Origin of the sequence: Ramlibacter sp. WS9 (genome assembly GCF_003797765.1) — a bacterium.
GTDB lineage: Bacteria > Pseudomonadota > Gammaproteobacteria > Burkholderiales > Burkholderiaceae_C > Ramlibacter.
Map to the genome: position 1 here is coordinate 188,557 of NZ_RKMB01000006.1, position 19,917 is coordinate 208,473.

The 19,917-nt window shown below is 65.3% G+C and carries 24 protein-coding genes; 16 read left to right on the forward strand and 8 right to left on the reverse strand.

Annotated features, from left to right (window positions below; genetic code table 11):
* Nucleotides 1-57: 57 nt before the first annotated feature.
* The 4 genes from EEB15_RS12255 to EEB15_RS12270 form a co-directional block, all read right to left on the reverse strand.
* Nucleotides 58-873, reverse strand: a complete 816-nt coding sequence (locus tag EEB15_RS12255) for an isocitrate lyase/phosphoenolpyruvate mutase family protein (RefSeq protein ID WP_141510140.1) — start codon at nt 871-873, stop codon at nt 58-60.
* A gap of 73 nt (nt 874-946) precedes the next feature.
* Nucleotides 947-1,690, reverse strand: a complete 744-nt coding sequence (locus EEB15_RS12260) for a tyrosine-protein phosphatase (RefSeq protein WP_141510141.1) — start codon at nt 1,688-1,690, stop codon at nt 947-949.
* A 344-nt stretch (nt 1,691-2,034) separates the two neighbouring features.
* A complete protein-coding gene (locus EEB15_RS12265) occupies nt 2,035-2,619 on the reverse strand; it encodes a nucleotidyltransferase domain-containing protein (protein WP_233259468.1) in 585 nt (194 codons plus the stop codon).
* A 76-nt stretch (nt 2,620-2,695) separates the two neighbouring features.
* Complete coding sequence (locus tag EEB15_RS12270) at nt 2,696-4,789, reverse strand: ATP-dependent helicase (RefSeq protein WP_141510142.1); 2,094 nt, start codon at nt 4,787-4,789, stop codon at nt 2,696-2,698.
* A 29-nt stretch (nt 4,790-4,818) separates the two neighbouring features.
* Between EEB15_RS12270 and EEB15_RS12275 the strand changes: the two genes are divergently transcribed.
* Both EEB15_RS12275 and EEB15_RS12280 read left to right on the forward strand, forming a co-directional pair.
* Entirely contained in the window at nt 4,819-5,709 is an 891-nt protein-coding gene (locus tag EEB15_RS12275) for a DUF72 domain-containing protein (RefSeq protein WP_141510143.1), read from the forward strand.
* 87 nt (nt 5,710-5,796) lie between these two features.
* Nucleotides 5,797-6,312, forward strand: coding sequence for a DUF4019 domain-containing protein (locus EEB15_RS12280; RefSeq protein WP_141510144.1), 516 nt, complete (start codon nt 5,797-5,799; stop codon nt 6,310-6,312).
* On the opposite strand, the gene EEB15_RS12285 is transcribed toward EEB15_RS12280, so the two are convergent.
* The 3 genes from EEB15_RS12285 to EEB15_RS33640 form a co-directional block, all read right to left on the reverse strand.
* On the reverse strand, nt 6,290-7,102 hold the full coding sequence (locus EEB15_RS12285; protein ID WP_141510145.1) for a DUF4142 domain-containing protein: 813 nt from the start codon (nt 7,100-7,102) through the stop codon (nt 6,290-6,292). The genes EEB15_RS12280 and EEB15_RS12285 overlap by 23 nt on opposite strands.
* Before the next feature lie 137 nt (nt 7,103-7,239).
* Nucleotides 7,240-8,100: a ZIP family metal transporter gene (locus EEB15_RS12290; protein ID WP_141510146.1), complete on the reverse strand. Its 861-nt coding sequence runs from the start codon at nt 8,098-8,100 to the stop codon at nt 7,240-7,242.
* Between the two features lie 143 nt (nt 8,101-8,243).
* Nucleotides 8,244-8,384: a hypothetical protein gene (locus EEB15_RS33640; RefSeq protein ID WP_158290077.1), complete on the reverse strand. Its 141-nt coding sequence runs from the start codon at nt 8,382-8,384 to the stop codon at nt 8,244-8,246.
* 77 nt (nt 8,385-8,461) lie between these two features.
* Between EEB15_RS33640 and EEB15_RS12295 the strand changes: the two genes are divergently transcribed.
* Nucleotides 8,462-8,731, forward strand: a complete 270-nt coding sequence (locus EEB15_RS12295; RefSeq protein ID WP_255466323.1) for a 4-oxalocrotonate tautomerase — start codon at nt 8,462-8,464, stop codon at nt 8,729-8,731.
* A gap of 21 nt (nt 8,732-8,752) precedes the next feature.
* On the opposite strand, the gene EEB15_RS12300 is transcribed toward EEB15_RS12295, so the two are convergent.
* A complete protein-coding gene (locus EEB15_RS12300; protein WP_141510148.1) occupies nt 8,753-9,442 on the reverse strand; it encodes a response regulator transcription factor in 690 nt (229 codons plus the stop codon).
* 241 nt (nt 9,443-9,683) lie between these two features.
* On the opposite strand from EEB15_RS12300, the gene EEB15_RS33645 reads away from it, so the two are divergent.
* The 13 genes from EEB15_RS33645 (at nt 9,684) to EEB15_RS12365 (ending at nt 19,909) form a co-directional block, all read left to right on the forward strand.
* Entirely contained in the window at nt 9,684-9,962 is a 279-nt protein-coding gene (locus EEB15_RS33645) for a PilZ domain-containing protein (protein WP_158290078.1), read from the forward strand.
* A gap of 144 nt (nt 9,963-10,106) precedes the next feature.
* Complete coding sequence (locus tag EEB15_RS12310) at nt 10,107-10,661, forward strand: prepilin peptidase (RefSeq protein WP_141510150.1); 555 nt, start codon at nt 10,107-10,109, stop codon at nt 10,659-10,661.
* A gap of 18 nt (nt 10,662-10,679) precedes the next feature.
* On the forward strand, nt 10,680-11,534 hold the full coding sequence (gene cpaB / locus EEB15_RS12315; protein WP_141510151.1) for a Flp pilus assembly protein CpaB: 855 nt from the start codon (nt 10,680-10,682) through the stop codon (nt 11,532-11,534).
* A gap of 51 nt (nt 11,535-11,585) precedes the next feature.
* Nucleotides 11,586-13,289 (forward strand): type II and III secretion system protein family protein, encoded by a 1,704-nt coding sequence (locus EEB15_RS12320; protein ID WP_141510152.1) that lies wholly within the window; start codon nt 11,586-11,588, stop codon nt 13,287-13,289.
* Nucleotides 13,290-13,309: 20 nt separating this feature from the next.
* Nucleotides 13,310-13,594 carry a hypothetical protein gene (locus EEB15_RS12325; RefSeq protein WP_141510153.1) on the forward strand — a complete coding sequence of 95 codons (285 nt, stop codon included), beginning with the start codon at nt 13,310-13,312 and terminating at the stop codon, nt 13,592-13,594.
* A 93-nt stretch (nt 13,595-13,687) separates the two neighbouring features.
* Nucleotides 13,688-13,879: a Flp family type IVb pilin gene (locus EEB15_RS12330; RefSeq protein WP_141510154.1), complete on the forward strand. Its 192-nt coding sequence runs from the start codon at nt 13,688-13,690 to the stop codon at nt 13,877-13,879.
* 61 nt (nt 13,880-13,940) lie between these two features.
* The gene (locus tag EEB15_RS12335; protein WP_141510155.1) at nt 13,941-14,132 is read left to right on the forward strand and encodes a Flp family type IVb pilin; all 192 of its coding nucleotides are present in this window, start codon (nt 13,941-13,943) and stop codon (nt 14,130-14,132) included.
* A 27-nt stretch (nt 14,133-14,159) separates the two neighbouring features.
* Nucleotides 14,160-15,440 (forward strand): TadE/TadG family type IV pilus assembly protein, encoded by a 1,281-nt coding sequence (locus tag EEB15_RS12340; RefSeq protein WP_141510156.1) that lies wholly within the window; start codon nt 14,160-14,162, stop codon nt 15,438-15,440.
* A gap of 10 nt (nt 15,441-15,450) precedes the next feature.
* Nucleotides 15,451-15,885, forward strand: coding sequence for a TadE/TadG family type IV pilus assembly protein (locus EEB15_RS12345; RefSeq protein WP_141510157.1), 435 nt, complete (start codon nt 15,451-15,453; stop codon nt 15,883-15,885).
* Nucleotides 15,882-16,337 (forward strand): TadE/TadG family type IV pilus assembly protein, encoded by a 456-nt coding sequence (locus EEB15_RS12350; RefSeq protein ID WP_141510158.1) that lies wholly within the window; start codon nt 15,882-15,884, stop codon nt 16,335-16,337. Before EEB15_RS12345 ends, EEB15_RS12350 begins: the two co-directional genes overlap by 4 nt.
* A gap of 13 nt (nt 16,338-16,350) precedes the next feature.
* On the forward strand, nt 16,351-17,505 hold the full coding sequence (locus tag EEB15_RS12355; RefSeq protein WP_141510159.1) for an AAA family ATPase: 1,155 nt from the start codon (nt 16,351-16,353) through the stop codon (nt 17,503-17,505).
* Complete coding sequence (locus tag EEB15_RS12360) at nt 17,502-18,905, forward strand: CpaF family protein (RefSeq protein WP_233259469.1); 1,404 nt, start codon at nt 17,502-17,504, stop codon at nt 18,903-18,905. Before EEB15_RS12355 ends, EEB15_RS12360 begins: the two co-directional genes overlap by 4 nt.
* An 11-nt stretch (nt 18,906-18,916) precedes the next feature.
* Nucleotides 18,917-19,909 carry a type II secretion system F family protein gene (locus EEB15_RS12365; protein ID WP_141510161.1) on the forward strand — a complete coding sequence of 331 codons (993 nt, stop codon included), beginning with the start codon at nt 18,917-18,919 and terminating at the stop codon, nt 19,907-19,909.
* Nucleotides 19,910-19,917 lie beyond the last annotated feature (8 nt).

Consider the following 19,917-nt stretch of genomic DNA (forward strand, 5'->3'; position numbering starts at 1 on the left):
CAAGGTGTAAGCAACGCAGGAGCGCGATCGCGGGCCTGCCCGGCAGTCCGCGCGAACCTATTCCATGAACTTGTTGACGTCCAGCGTGTTGCGGTCCAGGTAGTTGAACGTGCCTTGCTCCGTCACTTCGCGCGCCGCTTCCGCCAGGCCCGCCATTGCAGCGCGGTACAGCGAAGTCGCCAGGCTGATGCGGCGCACGCCTGCCGCCTGAAGTTCTGCGACAGAGAAGGACTTGCCCTTGATGCCCACCATGAAATTCACCGGTTTCGCGAGCGCACTGCAGACGGCGCGCACTGCCGCCAGATCGGGAAGGCCGGGCGCGAACAGCACGTCCGCACCCGCCTTCTCGAAAGCCTGCAGGCGCGCGATCGTGTCATCGAGGTCCGGATTGCCGCGCAAGTAATTCTCGGCGCGGGCGGTGAGCGTGAAGGCGAACGGCAGCGAGCGTGCGGCCTCCACGGCGGCTGCCACGCGTTCCGTGGCCTGGGACAGCGAATAGAGCGGCTGGCCGGCGTTGCCGGTCGCGTCCTCGATCGACCCGCCCACGACGCCCACCTCGGCGGCCATCAGGATGGTGCGCGCCGCATCGGCCGGCGCGTCGCCGAAGCCTTTCTCGAGATCGGCCGACAGCGGCAGGTCTGTGGCGGCGGCGATTGCCTTGCAATGCGCCAGCGCTTCCTCACGCGCGACCTTGCCGTCACGCCGCCCCAGCACGTTGGCCGAAGCGCCGCTGGACGTCGCAAGGGCGGTGAAGCCGAGGCCGGCCAGGATGCGCGCCGAACCGGCGTCCCAGGCATTGGCAACGAGAAAGGCGTTCGGACCTTGGTGCAGGTCGCGAAAGCGGTTGGCTTTGTCTTGCTGGCTGATGGGCATCGGTGGCTCCTGGGTGAAGCCGCCAATCTATCCGAATCCGTCACGCATGCTGTCAGTAAGGGCTCGACCCGCGCTACTTCGCGCCGGACACGAGGTACAACTCCCTCAGCCTTTCCCGCTCCGCTTCGCGCAGACCCAAACCCTCGCGGAAGTAGCCTTCGAGCCCCCCATAGTCCTGCTCCACCGCCTCATACGAAGCCGCAAGGAACTCCGGTTGCACGCGATGCAGCACCGCGGCCACCGCCGGGGGCAGCCAACCGCTCGGCAAGGAACCCGGCTTCAGCCGCTCGTTGGTCAGCAGGTAGTCGCGCATCACGTCTTCCTTCGACGCACCCAGCGCGTGCAGCACCAGGGCCGCCGCGAAACCGGTGCGGTCCTTGCCCGCCGTGCAGTGGAAGACCGTGGGCTGGTTGGACTCGAGCAAGTGCGCGAAGAACTCGGCGAAGCGATGCGTGTTGTGCCGCACGAAACCCCGGTAGGTGTCCTGCATGTGCGAGACGACCTCGTCGGGCGTGAGTTCGCGGCCGGCGGTGAGCAGGTCACTCAGCACCTGCACGATGGTCGGTTCGATCGCGAGCGAATGAACGGCGACGTCCGGCAGCATGCACGCGGCCGACGTCCGTTCGTCGACGCCGCGAAAATCCAGGACGCGGTGGATGCCCAGCGCCTTGATCTGCTGCGCGTCTTCCTCGTTGAGGGCGCCGAGGTGGTCGGAACGGAAGAGCGTGTGGGGCCGGAGGCCGTGCGGCACCGTCACATGGGCCGCGAGATCGCGAAAGTTCGAGGGATTGCTGATCGACAGGAGCCGTGGGGACATGGGTCGATTGTCCCACTGGACGAAGGCCAGCTGGGCTGGTTGCCCCGCCGGGCCGGAAAAATGCACGCGCGAGTGTCTATCGCGCGACGGATGAACGCAATGTACTTGCTGCTCTTGCTGCCGGTCGACTCACGACGGGAATCTGTCAGCACTGCCTGCGCGTGGGCGTAGGAGATGCCTTGTGCCGCCTTGTCCTTCAAGAGACGAGGTTCTGGCGCTACGCGCTCCGGTCAAGCAGGTCCGGCCGATTGGAGCGCAGCCAAGTTGTCGTCGTAGGCGGCCGACTTCCGCCGCATCGGTGACATGCGGATTGAGCTTGTTGATCTTGACGAGATTTTCAAGGCTCATCGTTTTTCCTCATCGTCACTGCCAATGACCCACAGACGAGGCTTGGCCCAGACTTGCGCGACAAACCCGTCCTTTTCCTTGAGCTTGCGCGCAACCTGAGCGGTCGTGAGCACCGTTGGATTCACCTCCCGGCGAAGTTTGTCTTGCGCCGAAGAGAGCGCCTGTACCGCGTCGCCGAAGCCGATTGAGCCCACGATCATCACGTCAACGTCGCTGTGAGCGTGTTCGGCGCCACTGGCCATGGAGCCATAGACAAACGCGTAGTCGATCTGATCCACCATCGGATTCAGCGCCTCATGCAGTACGTCGACCAGCCCAACGGTCTTGCGCAACAGGCCCGAGAGTTCATCGAACACCGGGCTTTGGGTGTTGGCGCGGTAGTGGACCTGGCGCCCGACCTCCTGGCGCAGCAACAGCCCCAACGCAGTCATGGCCCGAAGATCACGATGAAGCGATCCCGGCGAAGCACCCGTCAGCCGCGCCAACTCGCGCACGTGGAGCGCTGCCTCCGGGTGAAGCAGCAGCTCACTCAACACCGCGGAGCGAGTCTGGCCAAGAAGGAAGTGGGCGATGGATGACATGAAGCAAATATTGCTCCAATTGAAGCAATAAAGAGAACATTCTAGTCCGTCTTGTGCAGCCAGGATGACGGCGCGATCACCGCCAAGCCGCCCGCGCCCGATCCCTCACCTGCAGCAGCGGTGCGGCGGGCTTCGCGCCTGGCGCGGTACCCGGCGCACCGGCCTCGGGCCAGGTGATGCGCTCGAACTTCTCCGCCATCGCTTCGGTGATAAAGCGAGTACGGCCGGCGTACATGTGCCTGTCGCCGCCACCCCCCTGCTGGGTGACGTAGAACCGGTGCGGCACGATCAGGTGCAAGTGCTCCTTCGCGCGCGTCATCGCGACGTAGAGCAGGCGCCGTTCTTCTTCGAGCTCGTCCTGCGTGCCGGTGGCCATGTCGCTGGGGATGCAGCCATCGACCACGTTGAGCACGTGCACGGCCTTCCACTCCTGGCCCTTGGCGCTGTGGATGGTGGAAAGGATCAGGTAGTCCTCGTCCAGGTGCGGCACGCCCGACTGGTCGCTGGTGGACTGGGGCGGATCGAGCGTGAGTTCGGTCAGGAAGCGCTCGCGGCTTGCGTAGCCCGCCGCGAGGCGCACCAGCTGGTCGACGTCGAGCTTGCGCGTTGGCGCGTCGTCATGGATCCGTTCGAGCTGCGGCAGGTACCACGCCTTCGCCAGTTCCAGATCGGCGGGCCACGCAACCTCCGGGTTGCGCAGCTCGGTGTAGAGCTTCACGAACTGCGCCCAGTCGTCCTTCGCCTGGCCGGGCGGCGCGAACTGCTGCAGCACCTGCGTCGGCTCCGCGGCCTCGCCCATCGCGTCGAGCAGGCGCGCCGCCGTGGCCGGGCCGATGCCCGGAATCAGTTGCGTGACACGGAAACCCGCCATGCGCCCGCGCGGGTTCTGCGCGAACCTGAGCACCGCGAGCACGTCCTTGACGTGGGCAGCCTCCAGGAATTTGAGGCCGCCGAACTTCACGAAGGGAATGTTGCGGCGCGCGAGTTCGAGCTCCAGCGGCGCGCTGTGGGTGCTGGTGCGAAACAACACGGCCTGGCTCTTGAGCGTGCTGCCCGCCTCGCGCTGGCGCAGCACCTGGTCGGCCACCCAGCGCGCCTGCTCGGCTTCATCGGGCACCAGCAGCAGCTGCGCCCGGTGGCTCGATGGCTTGTCGGTCCAGAGGTTCTTGGCGTGGCGCTCGCGTGCTTCGCCGATCACGGCGTTGCTGGCGTCCAGGATCGGCTGCGTGCTGCGGTAGTTGCGCTCGAGCGTGACGACGCGCGCCGGTTGCGTGAACTGGTGCGGAAAGTCCAGGATGTTTCGCACCGTCGCTCCGCGAAACGAGTAGATGCTCTGCGCGTCGTCGCCCACCACCGTGACGCCCTGCCCCGTGGGCTTCATCGCCAGGATGATCTCGGACTGCAGGCGGTTGGTGTCTTGGTACTCGTCGACCAGCACGTGGTCGAAGCGCCCACCCACCTCTTCGGCCAACTGCGGCTCGGCCATCATCTCGGCCCAGAAGAGCAGGAGGTCGTCATAGTCCAACACGTTTTGCTGCTGCTTGGCTTCGACATACGCACCGAACAGTTTCTTGAGCTGGCTTTCCCACTGGCTGCACCACGGGTACGTGTCCTGCAGAACTTTTTCGAGCGGGTCTCGCGTGTTGAGCACGCGTGAGTAGATGCCCACGCAGGTACCCTTGAGCGGGAACCGGTTCTTGGTTTCCGCCAGGCCGATGTCATGGCGCACCATGCCCATCAGGTCTTCGGCGTCGCCGCGGTCATGGATGGTGAAGCTTTCTTCCAGGCCGATGCGCCCCGCGTAATCGCGCAGCAGCCGGGCGCCGATGCTGTGGAAGGTGCCCGACCACGGCAGGTTGGGCAGCGCCTGTGTGGGCGGCAGCCCCAGCGCCTTTTGCAGCACACCGCCGACGCGCCGCTCCATCTCTTGCGCCGCGCGGCGGCTGAACGTGAGCAGCAGCATGCGCTGCGGGTCCGTCCCATGGCGAATGAGGTTGGCCACGCGGTGGGCTAGCGTGTTCGTCTTGCCCGAGCCTGCGCCGGCGATGACGAGCAAAGGCCGCGTATCGCTTGCCGTTTCGCCGGTGCCGTGCATTGCTGCGGCGCGCTGCTCCTCGTTGAGCTGCGCGAGTGGATCGATGGGAGCGGGTGTCGCCTGGGGGTACTGCATTACGGTCCTATCGCCTGTATATTAATACAGTGAACAACATTCTCATAGGGTCCGCTTCCTGGACCGACAAGACGCTGATCGAATGCGGGCGCTTCTACCCGAAGGAGTGCAAGAGCGCGGAGGCGCGGCTGCGCCACTACGCCACGCAATTCCCGATCGTGGAAGTCGACTCGAGCTACTACGGCATGCCCACGCCGGCCAACGCGCAGCTGTGGGCCGAGCGCACGCCGGAACACTTCACCTTCAACATCAAGGCGTTTCGCCTCTTCACGGGCCACCAGACGTCGCCGACGGTCTTGCACAAGGACTTGCAGCAGGCGTTGGGCCCCGACGCGCCCAAGGTGCTGTACTACAAGGACACGCCGAAAGAAATCGCCGACGAGTTGTGGCGGCGATTTTCCGAAGCGGTGGAGCCACTGCGCCAGGCGGGCAAGCTAGGCGCACTGCACTTCCAGTTCGCGCCCTGGCTGCTGCGCAACCGCGAAGGCATGGCTCACGTGGCGCACTGCGTGGAGAAGATGCAAGGCCACCTGCTCGCAGTCGAATTTCGCAACAAGAGCTGGTTCGACGGCGACAATCTTGCCAAGACGGTTGCGTTCGAGCGCGAGCTCGGCGTAGCCCACACCATCGTCGACGGCCCGCAAGGCTTCGCCAACTGCGTGCCTCTCGTGTGGGAAGCCACGCACCCGGCCCTGGCGCTGCTGCGCCTGCACGGGCGCAACCACGACACGTGGAACATCAAGAGCAGCGCTTCGTCGAGCCGCTTCAACTACTGGTATTCGCAGGCGGAACTCGCGGCCATGGTGCCGGAGATCCGCCGCATGGCAAGCCTCGCGGATGCTTTGCACGTCGTCTTCAACACCAACTACGAAGACCAGGGCCAGGTCAACGCCAAGCTGCTGATGAGCCTGCTGAGGTAAACCCGGGGTAAAAGAATGCGTGCGCTCCTGATGAGGAACCCCGGCAGGCTAGACTCATCGAACACTTTTTGCCACGCCGGAGCCCGAATGAAGTTTTCTCCCGTCCTGCCACTGGCGCTGTGCGCTGCCTTGTTTTCGGCAGCAGCCGGCGCGCAGCTGAAGGCGCCCCGCAACGCGGCGCCAGCCCCCGCCGCGGCACCCGCTGCGCCTGCGCCGGCAGCCGCAGCCCCGGCTGCTGCGGTCTCGCCCGAAGTGAAGGAAAAAGAAGCGGCCGGCAAGCTCGCCGCGCACGGCTGGCTGCTGCTGCTGGACCGCCGCGATTGGGGCCGCGCCTGGGAAGGTTCGAGCGCCGTCTTCCGCGCAGCGGTGCCGCTGGCGAACTGGATGGATGGCATCCCCAAGGTGCGCGAAGGCTTCGGTACCTTCGTCGAGCGCACGCCGGCCGAATCGGTCTACAAGACCAAGTTGGAAGGTCGTCCCGACGGCGAATACGTCACCGCGATCTTCCTGTCCAAGTTCGAGAAACGCGAACTGCAGGAAGTGGTGACCGTCGTGCGCGAGTCCGACGGCAAGTGGCGCGTCACCGGGTATTCGCCTCGCTAGGCTTCTTGCCCGCTGGAGTCGTCAGGCCCAGCGGCATGGCGCCCGCGCCCATCGAGCGCGTGGCCAGGCTGGCGCGCGCAACGAACGGGTCTGCCGTCAGCGATTGAACCGCGGGCTGGACTGGCACGGGCGCAGCGGCATGCCGTGCCGGCGGCGCCGCGTTGGTCGCGGCCCCGGTGCGGGCCATCCTGGCGTCGGGCACGAGCCGCTCCACCGTGGTCAGGTGATACCGCAGCGTGGGCAGCGTCTTGTCGATCCAGGCCTTGAGCTGCGGGTCGCGTGTGGCCAGGCTGGCCCTCTCGAACATGTGCACGTTGTCTTGCTGGCTCTTGAGCCCGAGTTCTCCCATGAACTCGCGATCGAATTTGGCGCCCTGCAGCTTCGCAAGGCGGTTGAGAACCTTGCGCTGGTCGTTGGCGAGCATGGGCGCTGCCATGCCACGCACGTGCAGCATGTACTGCAACTCGTTGGATGCAGCCGTATGGTGGTTGATCAGCGTCGCGGCGAACGAACGCACACCGGCGTTGTTCGACTTGGCCAGCGCGAGCCGTGACGCTTCGCTCTCGAACCGGCCTTCGGCCGCTGCGTCTTTCAGGAAGCGCCGCTCGTCGCGCTGCTGGACAGGCATCGATTTGTTCGCGGCGGCAGCGGCCGGCGCGAATATGGCGGGGTTGACGGGGCGCGGCCTGGGGATGACCTGGATCTCGCCCTGCGCCTGCGCCACTGGCGCGAAGCTCGAAACGGCGATCCACGCGACAACGGCAAGAACCCCAGAGTTCGCGCACTTCATGAAAATTCCCTCGGTAGGCCCGCCAGAACCGCCGGCGGCAATGCCTCATCTTGGGCAAGGCTCAGCAGGGCGCGTGTCGGATGCCGCCGCATGGCGGCGTAGGACAGGCCGCGCCCCGCAACTTGCGCAGTCGCGCTTCAGTGCGTGTGCGCGAGATAGCTGACCACGGCGACAAGGCCGATGCCCAGCATCAGCCACGCGACCTGGGCGGCCGTTTCGCGCGCCGAGAGGCGCTTTTGCAATTGCGGAATCAGGTCCGCAAGTGCGACGTAGATGAAGCTGCTGCTGGCGACGACGAGGAAATACGGCAGGTAGTCGTGCAGGCGGTCTACCAGCCACCATCCGGTGAGCCCGCCCAACATCGTGACGGCACCGGCAAGGGAAACCTTCACCAGCGCGATGCGGCGGTTGGGGCTGGAAAGGCGCAGCACCGCCAGGTCGCCGATGTGGTGGGGCACTTCATGCGCCAGCACGGCCAGGGCGGCAACCAGTCCGAGGCGCATGTCAGCCACGAAAGCCGACGCGATCAGGATGCCGTCGCCGAAACAATGGACGCTGTCGCCCGTCAAGACCGCCCAGCCGCCTGAAGGCAGCGGCTGGTGGTGATGGTGGTGATGCCCATCGCCATCGCCATCGCCATCGCCATCGTCGTGGGCGTGGCCATGGGCTTGTTCGTGGCCGTGCTCATGGTGATGTTCATGGCCGTGGTGCCACAGTTCCGCCTTGTCCAGGAGGAAGAAGAACACCAGGCCAATCAGGAGCGTGGCGAAAAGCTCCTTGGCGCCGGCGCTGCTTTCGAACGCTTCGGGCAACAAGTGCATGAACGCGGTGGCCATGAGGGCCCCGGCAGCCAGGCTGAGAAGGTGCTGCGGCCCCAGGGGGGCGGGGCCATCTTTGCCCCGACCGGCCATGAAACCCAGGCCCATCAGGCCGGCGGCGAGCCACACGCTGCCGATGCCCGCGGCCAGGGTGGCTAACAGGATTGCGATCAATGTCATGCTGAACGGTGCGCGTCCGGCATGGACGACTCCAGAAAGTCCTCTCAAGGCGGCTGGGCGCCGGCCTTCTCTGGGGTCATCTTAACAATTGGCCGGCACGGGTTGCCGTGGCGGCGGTGAGGCTGCGGGGTGAAGTGCGCGATTCAGCCTTGCTGGGACTGCGTAATGGCCACTTCGATGATGGGCGCGCGGAATTCCGTGAACGCCCACGATGCGACGGCGGCCAGGCCGATCGTGGCGGCGACGACAGCGTTCTTGATGACGGTTCTGGACAGCTTGCTCATGGGGGACCTCACTCGGTTATTTGACTCTGGAGCACGGACTCATTGTTGGCCCGCGGCGGCGCCTGGCGATAGGTGAATTGCTTAATCAGCCTTCAGCCAAATGCCGAAGGCGCCCGGGCCCACAATGGAGGTTTCGCAACCCACAAAAGGAAAAACCGATGCCCACGATCCGCGTTGAATTGATGGAAGGCCGCACGCCGGAACAAAAGAAGAACCTCGTCGCCGCGCTGACGCAGGCCGTGGTGGACACGCTGGGCGGCAAGCCGGAGTCGGTCGACGTGCTGCTGTTCGACATCAAGCGCAGCGATTGGGCTACGGGCGGACAGCTTTGGTCTGAAAAGCCGTGAAGTCCGCGAGGTCGTCGAACACTAGCGCTGCAAGCTCACCCCGTCGCTCGCGAGGTGATGGCGGTACGCATAGGCGTAGAGGTCAAGGCGGCTGGACACTTCCAGCTTGCTGTAGATCGACGTCAGGTGGTTGCGCAAGGTGTGCTCGCTGATGCACAGGCGCCTGGCGATCACCTTGGCGGGCGCGGATGCGTCGCTCGTCACCGCGGCGATGGTCTGCCGCTCCCGGCTCGTCAAGGTGGCGATTTTCGATTGATCGGGATCGTGGCTAGGGGCTGCTTTCTGGCGTGCCATTTCGAGAAAGATGCGTGCGGTCGCGGCGCGGTCGATCCACAGCTCGCCGCCATGCACCTTCTCGATGGCCTTGAGCAGCAGCGCGGGCGGGTCGTCCATGCGCACCACGCCGCGCACACCCGCAAGCATCGCGTTGTCCAACAGCGTCGTGTCGCTCGAATTCGTCACGACGAGGAGGCGCGCCGAGGTCCGGTGGGCCAGGTCCACGAGCGCGTCGAACTCGTCGTCGCCGTGGATGCCGGCGACCACCAGATCGGCCCCGCTTTGCTGCAGTGATTCGAACGATGAGGCAATCGAGTTCGCACTGCCCGCCAACTCCATGCGAGACGCGGTTTGCACCAGGCGCTCGAGGCCCCAGCAAACCATGGGCGGGGCGATGACAAAAACCCGAATCGGGCTGGTGTAAACACTTGTCATAGCGGACCTTCAATTTAGTTACAACGTTGCGTAATAGTAGGCAGGGCAAAAATTTTCCATGCACTTTGTTGCAGTTTGTTGCAGTCCTTGCGGAAACTATCGACGGCCGGGCTACTCTGCTCGACGGTTCCATCGAGGTTGCTCGGCGGTCGCTATCCAAGGCGGCATGCGCTCCTTGTCCTGGTGCGATCGGGATAAATCGCCTATTTGCGACCGACCGTTCGCCGCCTACATTGAAGACATGGCCGAACACCGCCTTGAAGCCCGTGAAGCGCTCGCGCTGCCCGTGCAGCTCGGCGATGGCACCGCCGCGGTCACGCGCAACATCAGCGCGTCGGGGATGTACCTCGAGATCCCCGGACTTCACCAGCTCGGCGGCGCCGTCGTCTTCGAAATGAAGATTGGCCAAGCGCAGGTGAAGTTCATCGCCGAAGGCACCATCGTTCGCGTCGAGCATCACCAAGGCAGCACGGGTGTTGCCCTCAAGCTGCACACCCAGCGGCTCGAACCTCTCGGCTGAAATTTCCTGAAGTTTTCGCTAGTTCATTTGTCCCAGTCGAATCGAGGGACACCTGTACTAGCGAAATAGGGAGAGTCCGCTCATTCGCGGCCGTCGAACGATTTCTATATTCGTCTCAACCCACTGGCTGACGAAACGTTCGAAATGATCACCCTTCCAGACCTGCCCACGCGCCTCCTGCTTTCACCCGCCGACTTGCTGCTGGCCGTACTGCTGGTGGTTGCCGCCGTGTCCGACTGGCGCACCTACCGCATTCCCAACTGGCTCACGATGGGCGGCGCTCTCGTCGGCCTGGCGCTCAACGCGTTCGTGACCGACGTCGGCGTGCTGAGGTCGCTGGGCGGCCTCGGACTGGGACTGGTCCTGCTGCTGCCGCTGTGGGCGCTGCGTGTGCTCGGCGCGGGAGACGTGAAGCTGATGGCCATGGTCGGCGCCTTCGTCGGCGCGCCGGACGTCCTGGTGGCATTGGCCTTCTCGCTGATCGCGGGCGGCATCGCGGCTGCGGGCTTTGCGTTGTCGCGGCGCAAGGGCTTGCAGATGCTTCGCAACGTGCAGGAGACCTTGGTTGCGAGCGTGGTCACCATCGCCGCGGGCCACGCGCCTTCGCTCGGAGCCATGCCTTCCATCGGCAAGCTTCCCTATGCGATCGGCATTTGCATGGGCTGCGTCACCTGGATCATCTACCGCCATCTCAACTGACCCACAAGGAGACCCTTCATGAGAAACCTCAAGGCCATCGCCTTTTTCGCCCTGGCGATCCTCGTCGGGCTGGCCGCGGCGATCTATGCAGCCGGATGGGTGTCGCAGCGGGCCAACCTCGCGTCGACGAAGGTTGTCGTCGCCGCGGTCGACATCGAGCTGGGCAGCAAAGTCAACCCGCAGATGCTCACTGTGGTCGAGTGGCCGCAGACCTCCGTTCCCGAAGGCGCCTTCCACGACGTCAAGGACGTGCAGGACCGGGTGCTCAAGGTGGGGCTCATGCGCGGTGACGCCGTGCTCGACCGCAAGCTCGCGCCGGCCGGCACGCAGGGTGGACTGTCCGCCGTGATTGCCGAAGGCAAGCGGGCGATGACGGTGCGCGTCAACGACGTCGTCGGCGTCGCCGGATTCGCGCTCCCCGGCAACTACGTGGACGTGATGATCAACGCGCAACAGGACCGCGCGGGCGGCCAGCAGGCGCAGCCGATCAGCATGACCGTCCTCGAGCAGGTGCTGGTCCTTGCGGTCGCCCAGGAGGCGGGCCGGGACGATACGAAGCCGCGCGTCGTGAGCGCGGTCACGCTCGAAGTCACGCCGGGCCAGGCCGAGAAGCTGGACCTCGCCCGAAGCGTGGGCACCCTTTCGCTCGTGCTGCGCAACCAGCTCGACAAGCAAGCCATCACGACGGCAGGCGTGACCAAGGACGATCTGCTGCGCCTGAAGAACGAGGTCGTGCCCACCACCAAGGTCCTCAGCGGGCCCCCGGCCGCGCAGCCCGTGCGCTACGTGCCCCGCCCCGCCGCCGTTGTCAAGGCGCCCGGCACGTGCGTGGAAGTGATCCGAAGCGGCACACGCGCCCTCGAGTGCTTCTGAATCGTCGGACACCCCGATCAACAACACCAACACCACCAGGGAGAGACGCATATGCACTCCGCCACCACCAAGGCAGCGCTTGCTGCCGCCCTCGTCATCGCAACCGCTCCGGCCTTTGCGCAGGCACAGCAGGCACAGCAGGCACAGCAGACCCCGCCGGCACGCAGCGGCTCCGCCCCCATCGCGTCCAGCGCACCGGCGGGACGGCCATGCAGCACCGTCACCGTCGATCCGCCCACCTACCTCACGCTGGGCAAGTCGCGCGTCGTGCGCCTGGACTTTCCCGCCACGCGAATCGTCGTGGGTGGCAGCTCGGGCAGCCGGGCCGGCAGGCCTGTCAACCTGACGCCGACGCCCGGCCAACCTGGTCAGGCCGCCCCGCAAGGCATGCCGGGCGCAGGGTCGGGGGGCGCGTCGACCGACGGGGTGGCCGACACGGAGATCACGCTTCTTGGGCCCAATGAGTTGTTCTTCCTCGGCCGGAAGCCTGGTTCGATGAACGTGGTGCTGCAGGGCTCCGACGGGCGCTGCGTGGTGAAGGACATCGTGGTCACCATCGACCCCGAGGCGCTGCAGGGCCAGCTCGCCGCCCTGATGCCGGAGGAATCCGGCGTGAGGGTTCGCGGGGCGGATAACTCCTTGGTGCTGACCGGCACCGTCAGCGATGCCGTGAAGCTCGACCAGATCCTGACCGTGGCAGCGGCCTATGGCGACAGCAAGAAGCTGGTGAACCTGCTGCGCGTGACGGCACCGCAGCAGGTCATGCTGGAAGTCCAGATCGCGGAAGTCAGCAAGACTTTGCTCGACAAGCTCGGCGCGAGCGTCAATGCGAGGCGAAACGCCAGCAGCGGGCTGAACACGTACTCGCTGATATCGAGTTTCCTCAGCGGTGGCGGAGGACTGCTGCAGGCGCTGCGCATCGGCACCGGAAGCATCACAATAGACGCGCAAAAGGACGACGGCCTGGTCCGCGTGCTGGCCGAGCCCAACATCATGGCCATCAGCGGCCAGTCGGCCAGCTTCCTGTCGGGCGGAAAGATCTTCATTCCCGTCGCGCAGAGCCCGAACAACGCCCTCGGCAGCGGCGGCACCACGATCACGCTCGAGGAAAAGGAGTTCGGTGTCGGCCTGAAGTTCACACCCACGGTGCTGGACGGAAGGATCAACCTGAAGGTGGTCTCGGAAGTGTCCGAGTTGTCGCAGACCGGCACGCCCTTCTCCACCATCAACGGCGTCACGGCGATCCTGCCATCGCTGTCGACGCGCCGCATCGACACAACCGTCCAATTGGGCGACGGGCAAAGCTTCGTCGTGGCCGGCCTGATCAAGAACAACGTGACCGAGGCGCTGAAGCGCGTTCCCGGCCTGGGTGAAGTTCCTGTGATGGGTGCGCTGTTCCGCTCGACCGAATTCCAGACGGACCAGACCGAGTTGATGTTCGTGGTCACGCCCCGCCTGGTGAAGCCCCTCACGGCCGCCGTGATGCTGCCGACGGACAACCACTCGGTGCCCAGCCGCGGCGACGTGATGTTCATGGGTCGCTCGGAGGGCGCCACGCCACCGGCCCGGCCCGCGGGCGCGGCCAACGAGACCATGCCGGTTCCGACCGTCACCGTCGTCGTGCCTGCGTCGGCCACGCCGGTTCAAGCCCCGGTCGAGCCTCCCGCGAATCTCGTGCCGACCGCCAGCACGTCGGCCGTCAGCACCTCGGTCGTCGAGGCCGCACCGCTCCTGCCCGTGTCCGGGCGCCAGTGAACACCGACCCGGAGAACACCATGAACAAACTTCTTTTCGCCCTCCTCGTGCCCGTGCTCCTGGCCGGCTGCGCGACTTCCTCCACCACGCCCAGCTACGACACGCGCTTCGGCAATGCCGTGCGCGAGGCGCGGTTGCGCATGACGCTGAACCCGAACGCCGGGCGCAACCCCGATCCCATCGCCGGCATGGACGGGCGCGCCGCGCACGAAGCGTACGGCCGCTATCACGACTCCTTCAAGGCCCCGCCACCCGTCACCAATGTCATCAACATCGGTGGCGCCGTCGGCGGCGGCAAGAACTAGCGAAGGAGGGACAACGCATGGACTAACCAGCAACATTCCCACACCGCTTCGCCTTCTGTTTGGCGACTTCTCTTCTCAACCCAAGGAAACATCATGGACAAACTCTTTTCCTCCATTCGCTCGTTCGCCCTCGAAGAAGACGGCGCCCAGGTCATCGAATACGCGCTGATCATCGCGGTGGTTTCGATCGCCCTCGTGGTCGCCCTGCGCGGCATCACGAACGGCAATTTCTCCACGTTCATCGCACGGGTGAACAACTGCCTGACGACGACGACGTGCGCTTGACCCACTGCGAAGCCCGACCGGCCACCGGTCGGGTTCCGCGTCCACCTCAAGGAGTCTCATCATGGAAAAGAAGCTCAGTTTCATCCGCTCGTTCGCCATCGAGGACGACGGCGCCCAAGTGATCGAATACGCGCTCATCATCGCCGTCGTTTCGATCGCTCTCGTGGTCGCCTTGCGAGGGGTCGCCAACGGCAACCTCTCCGACTTCATCGCCCGTGTGAACAACTGCCTGACGACTTCCAGCTGCAGCTGAAAGCACATGGAGACAGAAGGAATGATCATGCGCCGCGCCACACGTTACAGCCAGCAGGGAGCGGTCATCGTCACGGTGGCCCTTCTCCTGTTGCTCCTGCTGGGATTCGTCGGATTCGCCATGGACTTCGGCCGCCTGTTCATCGTGAAGAGCGAATTGCAGACCGCGATGGACAGCTGTGCGCTCGCCGCCGCCCAGGAACTGGATCTGCAGCCCAGCGCCATCGACCGCGCCCGCAGCGCGGGCCTCACCGCCGGCAATCTCAACCGCGTCAATTTCCAGTCCGCGAGCTGGAACGGCCAGGGCCAGCTGGTCAACGCGGACATCACATTCAGGGACACTTCGTACGTCTCGACCTCGAATCCCGCCACCGCGCAATACGTGCAGTGCCAGCACGTCCAGCCCGGCGTCCAGATGTGGCTGACGCGAGCCATGGGGGCGTTTTCCGGCGATACGGCGAACTTCCCCAATACGCGCAACGTGATGGCCAGCGCGGTCGCCACACGCGCGCACGGCCAGACCACCTGCCCGATCCCGGTAGCCGCGAAGCCCAGGGCGGGCGGCGTCGCACCGGACTGGGGCTTCGTTCCCGGCGAATGGGTCACCGTGATCACGAGCCAGGGCACCACGCCGGGCGGCTACATCGGTTGGGCGAACCTCGACGGCTCCACCAGCGCGTCCGAAACGCAAGCCGAGATGAACGGAAAGTGCGGCACGCGCGTGAACGATATCTTGGGCACGCCTGGCACCAAGACCACGATCTCCGAGGAATGGAACTACCGGTTCGGCATCTACAAGAAGCTGCCCGACTTCGCCACGGATCCGAGTTACATGCGCCCGGACTTGTCGGGATACGCCTACACGGACAACAACTGGCCGCCCAACCCGGCCAGCCCCAACATCCGCAACGCCTGGAACGGCACGCCGTATGCGGATCCGACCGGCACGGCGCAGAACTTCTCGACCAAGCGCGGCAACTTCGCGGCTTGCGGAACCAGCGTGAACAACTGCGAGTCCGTCCTCAGCGTCAGCCTCAACAGCTTCCAGGACGTGGCCGCGTCGGGCAGCGGATCGAACAGTCACGGACAGTGGGGAACGAACCGGCGCATCGTGACGGTGCCCGTGACCGACAGCGGGAACAGGGTCATCGACTTCATGTGCATGCTGATGCTGCAGCCCCTCAGCATTCCGATGACGGACGTCCAGCTCGAATACCTCGGCAACGCGAGCCTGCCCAGCAGTCCCTGCAGCTTCAGCGGCATGCCAGGCGGCGCCGCCGGCCCGCTCGTCCCGGCCCTCGTGAGATAAGGAGATCGCCATGAGAACCAAGAACAGGCAGGCAGGCGTGGCACTCCTCGAGTTCGCGCTGATCCTGCCGTTCCTGCTGCTGCTCTCGATCGCGGCGATCGAGCTGGGCCGGGCGGTCTGGCAGTACAACGCGCTCACGAAGTCCGTGCGCGACGCCGCCCGCTACCTGTCGCTCCAGACCCCCGGAACGAAAATGACCCAGGCACGCAACCTGGCCGTGTACGGAAATCTCTCCGGCACGGGAACCCCGCTGGCCCCGGGGCTCAGCACCTCTCACGTGCCCAATCCCACCTGGCAGACCGCCGGCAGTGCGCCGGTAATCAATACGGTGCGGGTCACCATCAGCGGCTACACCTTCACGCCCATGCTGGCGAATGCTTTCGGGATGCCTTTCGGGACGCTGACTTACTCCGACGTCTCCGCGACGATGAGGAGCTACCTATGAAACTCTCTCGCAGGAGATTGCAGAAGGGCGCGACGTCCGTCGAGTTCGCCCTGGTCTTTCTCATATTCCTCACCTTCGTCCTGGCGGTCACCGATTTCAGCCGGATGCTCTACACCTGGAACGCGGCGGGCGAAGCCACGCGTGCCGGCGCGCGTTACGCGGCGGTGTGTGACGACACTTTCAACCAGGCCGCCGTGCTGGCGCGCATGCAGAACGTCCTGCCGCAGATCACCACCATCAACGTCCTCTGGGAGGACGAACTGGGCAACACGAGTTGTACCCCGGCCACATGCGCGGGGGTGACCGTGACCATCGTGGGCTTGCAGTACCGCTGGATCTCGCCGATTGCCGGGCTCGCAGCCCTCGCGCCGATGGCCATGCCCACTTTCAAGACCTACTTGCCGCGAGAAATCATGGGACAGGATCCCAACAGCTCGACCATCTGCCCGTGACGAAAGACACGCCATGAAAATCGCCGTCATCTCACCCAACCGAACCCATCTCGACGAAGTGGGGGCTGCCCTCCAGGCCCGCGGCCACGCCACGTTCCTGTACGAAGGCGGAAAGACCCGGATGCGCGAGGTCGCGGAGCGCGAGGGCCCGGACCTGATGCTGGTGGACGGGATGTGCTGCGACGTCGCGGAACTCGCACAGGTCGAATACGTGACCGGGCACTACCCGTCGCTCGCGGTGATCCTCCTGTGCTCGACGCACACGCCGGAATTCCTGATCAATTCCATGCGCGCCGGCGTGCGCGAAGTCCTGCCTTCCCCCGTCGGCCTCGCGGCGCTCGAGGCGGCGGTGAACCGCGTCGCCGCGAAGATGGCGAAAGCCCCGGCCAGCCGCCAAGGCAAGCTCCTGGCTTTCATGCCCTGCAAGGGGGGCGCCGGCGCCACCTTCCTGGCCACCAACCTGGGCTGGCAATTGGCCGAGACGCGCTCCGTCCTGCTGATCGACCTGAACCTCCAGTTCGGCGGCGCGCTCGCGTTTCTGCACGACGGCAGGGCGCCGTCGAACATCGCCGTCGTGGCCAAGGACATCGGGCGGCTCGACGCCTCGCTGCTTGCCGCCAGCGCCGTCAAGGTCGGGCCCAACTACAGCATCCTCGCAGCGCCGGAAGACGTTGCGTACGCCATGGAAGTGAAGCCCGAGCACGTCGACGCCATCCTCGCACTCGCGCTGACTCAGTACGACTTCGTGATCGTGGACGTTCCGCGCTCGCTGGACACCATCGCGATCAAGGCCCTCGACCGTGCATCGCGCATCTTCCCGGTGCTGCAGTCCAACCTCGCGGACCTGCGCAATGCCGGAAAACTGCTGGAGGCGTTCCGCTCGCTGGGGTATTCGCAGGACAAGATCGAATTCATCGCCAACCGCTTCGAAAAGAACAGCGACATCAGCTTCGAGCAGATGCAAAAGTCGCTGGGCTCGGTGCAACTCACCACGGTGCCGAACTCCTGGCGCGAAGTGAACGCGTCGATCAACCATGGCGACCCGCTGCCGAAAAGCGCGCGCGCGAACACCGTGACCCGCCACCTCGTGGACCTCGCGGCCGCGCTCGATCCGCGTCCCGATGAGGCCCGCGCGAGCTTGCTGGACCGGCTTTTCAAGAGGGCATGAACATGAGCACCATCCAGACGATCAACTCCTTCTCGCGCGATGCGGGGGTCACTTCGCTGCGCGAGAAGCTCAGTGCCGGCGCATGGGACGAAACGCAGGACGGCCGCCCCGCATCGAACGACGAGGCCTACAAGCTCCTGAAAAGCCAGATCCACCTCCAGGTGCTGGAGATGTTCGACCTGGCCGTGCTCGAAGGGCTGGCGCCCGACGCGCTGCGCCGCGAGATCGCGCTGATGGTGGAGCGGCTCCTGCAAGACCGGCAGGCCGTGATCAACGACCTGGAACGGGCGTCGCTGATCCGGGACATCCAGCATGAGATGCTGGGGTTCGGCCCGCTCGAGCTGCTGATGGCGGATCCGACCGTGTCGGACATCCTGGTCAACTCCTACCGTCAGATCTTCGTCGAACGGCGCGGCCGCCTCGAGCTCACGAGCGTCACGTTCACCGACGAGAAACACCTGCTGCGCATCATCGACAAGATCGTGTCGCTGGTCGGTCGCCGCATCGACGAATCGAGCCCGATGGTGGATGCGCGCCTGCCCGACGGCTCGCGCGTGAACGCGGTAATCCCACCCGTTGCGATCGACGGGCCCATGCTCTCCATCCGGCGCTTCGCCCACATCCCGCTGAAGATGGAAGACCTCGTGAGCGACCGGCTCAAGACCGTCACGCCGGAGATGGCGAAGATGCTCGAGGCCCTCATCAAGTCGAAGGTGAACATCCTCATTTCCGGCGGCACGGGCGCCGGCAAGACGACCCTTCTCAACATCCTCTCGGGGTACATCCCCGAAGCGGAGCGCGTCGTGACCATCGAGGACGCCGCGGAACTGCAGATGCAGCAGCCGCATGTCGTCCGCATGGAGACACGCCCGATGAACATCGAGGGCAAAGGGGAAATCACCCAGCGCGCCCTGGTCCGCAATGCGTTGCGCATGCGCCCCGACCGCATCGTGATCGGCGAGGTGCGCGGCGCGGAGGCGTTCGACATGCTGCAGGCCATGAACACGGGCCACGAAGGCTCGCTCACGACCATCCATGCCAACACGCCGCGCGACGCTGTCGCCCGCCTCGAGAACATGATCGGCATGGCGAACTTGAACCTCCCCCACAAGGCGGCGAGGCAGCAGATCGCGTCCGCCATCTCGGTGGTGATCCAGGTGCTGCGCCTGATCGACGGCCGGCGCAAGGTGACCAGCATCCAGGAGATCACCGGGATGGAGGGCGAGGTCGTCACGATGCAGGAACTGTTCGCCTTCCGGCACACCGGCATGGGCCAGGACGGGCAGGTCCAGGGCCACTTCCAGGCAACGGGCGTGCGGCCGAAGTTCGCCGACCGGCTGCGCGCCTTCGGCCACGTCTTGCCCGACGCCATGTTCGACCCATCCCGGCACTTCGACTGAAGGGGCACACCATGCTTCCCTCCTTCCTTGGCAGTTCTTTTCTCGTGCTGAGCGTGTTGGTGTTCGTCGCCTTCCTGCTTCTCACCGAGGGCATGTACACGGTGTGGCGCTCGCATCGGGGGCCGGAGGCCGTGAAACTCAAGACGCGCCTGCACGCGCTTTCGGCGACTCACGACCACTCGGCCGAGACCGGGCTGCTGCGCCAGCGGATGCTGAGCGAGCTGCCGCCGATGCAGCGGCTGCTCGAGAGCATGCCGCGCATGCGGGCCCTGGACCGCGTCATCCTGCAATCGGGCCTGAACTGGACCGTCTCCACGCTGCTGCTCGCCTGCATCGGCTTCTTCCTTGTCGCGTGGTTCATCGTCAGCTCGCCCCTGCATCAACCCTTGCTGATGGGCGCCGCGGCGGGGGTTGTGGTGGGTGCGTTGCCGCTCCTCTACTTGAAGTACAGGAGAACCCAGCGGCTGCGCAAGTTCGAGCGGCAATTGCCCGAGGCGCTCGACCTGATCACGCGGGCCTTGCGATCCGGCCATGCCTTTTCGGCGGCACTGAAGATGGCGGGCGAAGAGATGGCCGAGCCGATCGCGAGCGAGCTGGCCACGGTTCACGACGAAGTCAACTTCGGCGTCTCGCTCGAACAGGCGCTCACCCACCTGAGCGAACGCGTGCCGCTCACCGACCTGCGCTACTTCGTCGTGGCGGTGCTGCTCCAGCGGGAATCGGGCGGCAACCTGACCGAGATCCTGACGAATCTCAGCCAGTTGATTCGCGAACGCCTCAAGCTGTTGGGCAAGGTGCGCGTGCTGTCGTCGGAGGGGCGGCTCTCCGCGTGGATCCTTGCGATCATGCCGTTCTTCCTGGCGGGCGTGATGAACCTCGTCAACCCCGACTTCATGCGCCCGTTGTGGACCGACCCGATCGGGCATTCCATCATCAAGTGGACGCTGGGCATGATGCTCGTCGGCATTCTGATCATGCGCAAGATCGTCAAGATCCGCTACTAGGAGCCCAC

What these genes read in the sequence shown, in the direction of transcription:
- EEB15_RS12255 (WP_141510140.1), bottom strand. Translation starts at nt 873, where the DNA reads ATGCCCATCAGCCAGCAAGACAAAGCCAACCGCTTTCGCGACCTGCAC.
- EEB15_RS12260 (WP_141510141.1), bottom strand. Translation starts at nt 1,690, where the DNA reads ATGTCCCCACGGCTCCTGTCGATCAGCAATCCCTCGAACTTTCGCGAT.
- EEB15_RS12265 (WP_233259468.1), bottom strand. Translation starts at nt 2,619, where the DNA reads ATGTCATCCATCGCCCACTTCCTTCTTGGCCAGACTCGCTCCGCGGTG.
- EEB15_RS12270 (WP_141510142.1), bottom strand. Translation starts at nt 4,789, where the DNA reads ATGCAGTACCCCCAGGCGACACCCGCTCCCATCGATCCACTCGCGCAG.
- EEB15_RS12280 (WP_141510144.1), top strand. Translation starts at nt 5,797, where the DNA reads ATGAAGTTTTCTCCCGTCCTGCCACTGGCGCTGTGCGCTGCCTTGTTT.
- EEB15_RS12285 (WP_141510145.1), bottom strand. Translation starts at nt 7,102, where the DNA reads ATGAAGTGCGCGAACTCTGGGGTTCTTGCCGTTGTCGCGTGGATCGCC.
- EEB15_RS12290 (WP_141510146.1), bottom strand. Translation starts at nt 8,100, where the DNA reads ATGACATTGATCGCAATCCTGTTAGCCACCCTGGCCGCGGGCATCGGC.
- EEB15_RS33640 (WP_158290077.1), bottom strand. Translation starts at nt 8,384, where the DNA reads ATGAGCAAGCTGTCCAGAACCGTCATCAAGAACGCTGTCGTCGCCGCC.
- EEB15_RS12300 (WP_141510148.1), bottom strand. Translation starts at nt 9,442, where the DNA reads ATGACAAGTGTTTACACCAGCCCGATTCGGGTTTTTGTCATCGCCCCG.
- EEB15_RS33645 (WP_158290078.1), top strand. Translation starts at nt 9,684, where the DNA reads ATGGCCGAACACCGCCTTGAAGCCCGTGAAGCGCTCGCGCTGCCCGTG.
- EEB15_RS12310 (WP_141510150.1), top strand. Translation starts at nt 10,107, where the DNA reads ATGATCACCCTTCCAGACCTGCCCACGCGCCTCCTGCTTTCACCCGCC.
- cpaB (WP_141510151.1), top strand. Translation starts at nt 10,680, where the DNA reads ATGAGAAACCTCAAGGCCATCGCCTTTTTCGCCCTGGCGATCCTCGTC.
- EEB15_RS12320 (WP_141510152.1), top strand. Translation starts at nt 11,586, where the DNA reads ATGCACTCCGCCACCACCAAGGCAGCGCTTGCTGCCGCCCTCGTCATC.
- EEB15_RS12325 (WP_141510153.1), top strand. Translation starts at nt 13,310, where the DNA reads ATGAACAAACTTCTTTTCGCCCTCCTCGTGCCCGTGCTCCTGGCCGGC.
- EEB15_RS12330 (WP_141510154.1), top strand. Translation starts at nt 13,688, where the DNA reads ATGGACAAACTCTTTTCCTCCATTCGCTCGTTCGCCCTCGAAGAAGAC.
- EEB15_RS12335 (WP_141510155.1), top strand. Translation starts at nt 13,941, where the DNA reads ATGGAAAAGAAGCTCAGTTTCATCCGCTCGTTCGCCATCGAGGACGAC.
- EEB15_RS12340 (WP_141510156.1), top strand. Translation starts at nt 14,160, where the DNA reads ATGCGCCGCGCCACACGTTACAGCCAGCAGGGAGCGGTCATCGTCACG.
- EEB15_RS12345 (WP_141510157.1), top strand. Translation starts at nt 15,451, where the DNA reads ATGAGAACCAAGAACAGGCAGGCAGGCGTGGCACTCCTCGAGTTCGCG.
- EEB15_RS12350 (WP_141510158.1), top strand. Translation starts at nt 15,882, where the DNA reads ATGAAACTCTCTCGCAGGAGATTGCAGAAGGGCGCGACGTCCGTCGAG.
- EEB15_RS12355 (WP_141510159.1), top strand. Translation starts at nt 16,351, where the DNA reads ATGAAAATCGCCGTCATCTCACCCAACCGAACCCATCTCGACGAAGTG.
- EEB15_RS12360 (WP_233259469.1), top strand. Translation starts at nt 17,502, where the DNA reads ATGAACATGAGCACCATCCAGACGATCAACTCCTTCTCGCGCGATGCG.
- EEB15_RS12365 (WP_141510161.1), top strand. Translation starts at nt 18,917, where the DNA reads ATGCTTCCCTCCTTCCTTGGCAGTTCTTTTCTCGTGCTGAGCGTGTTG.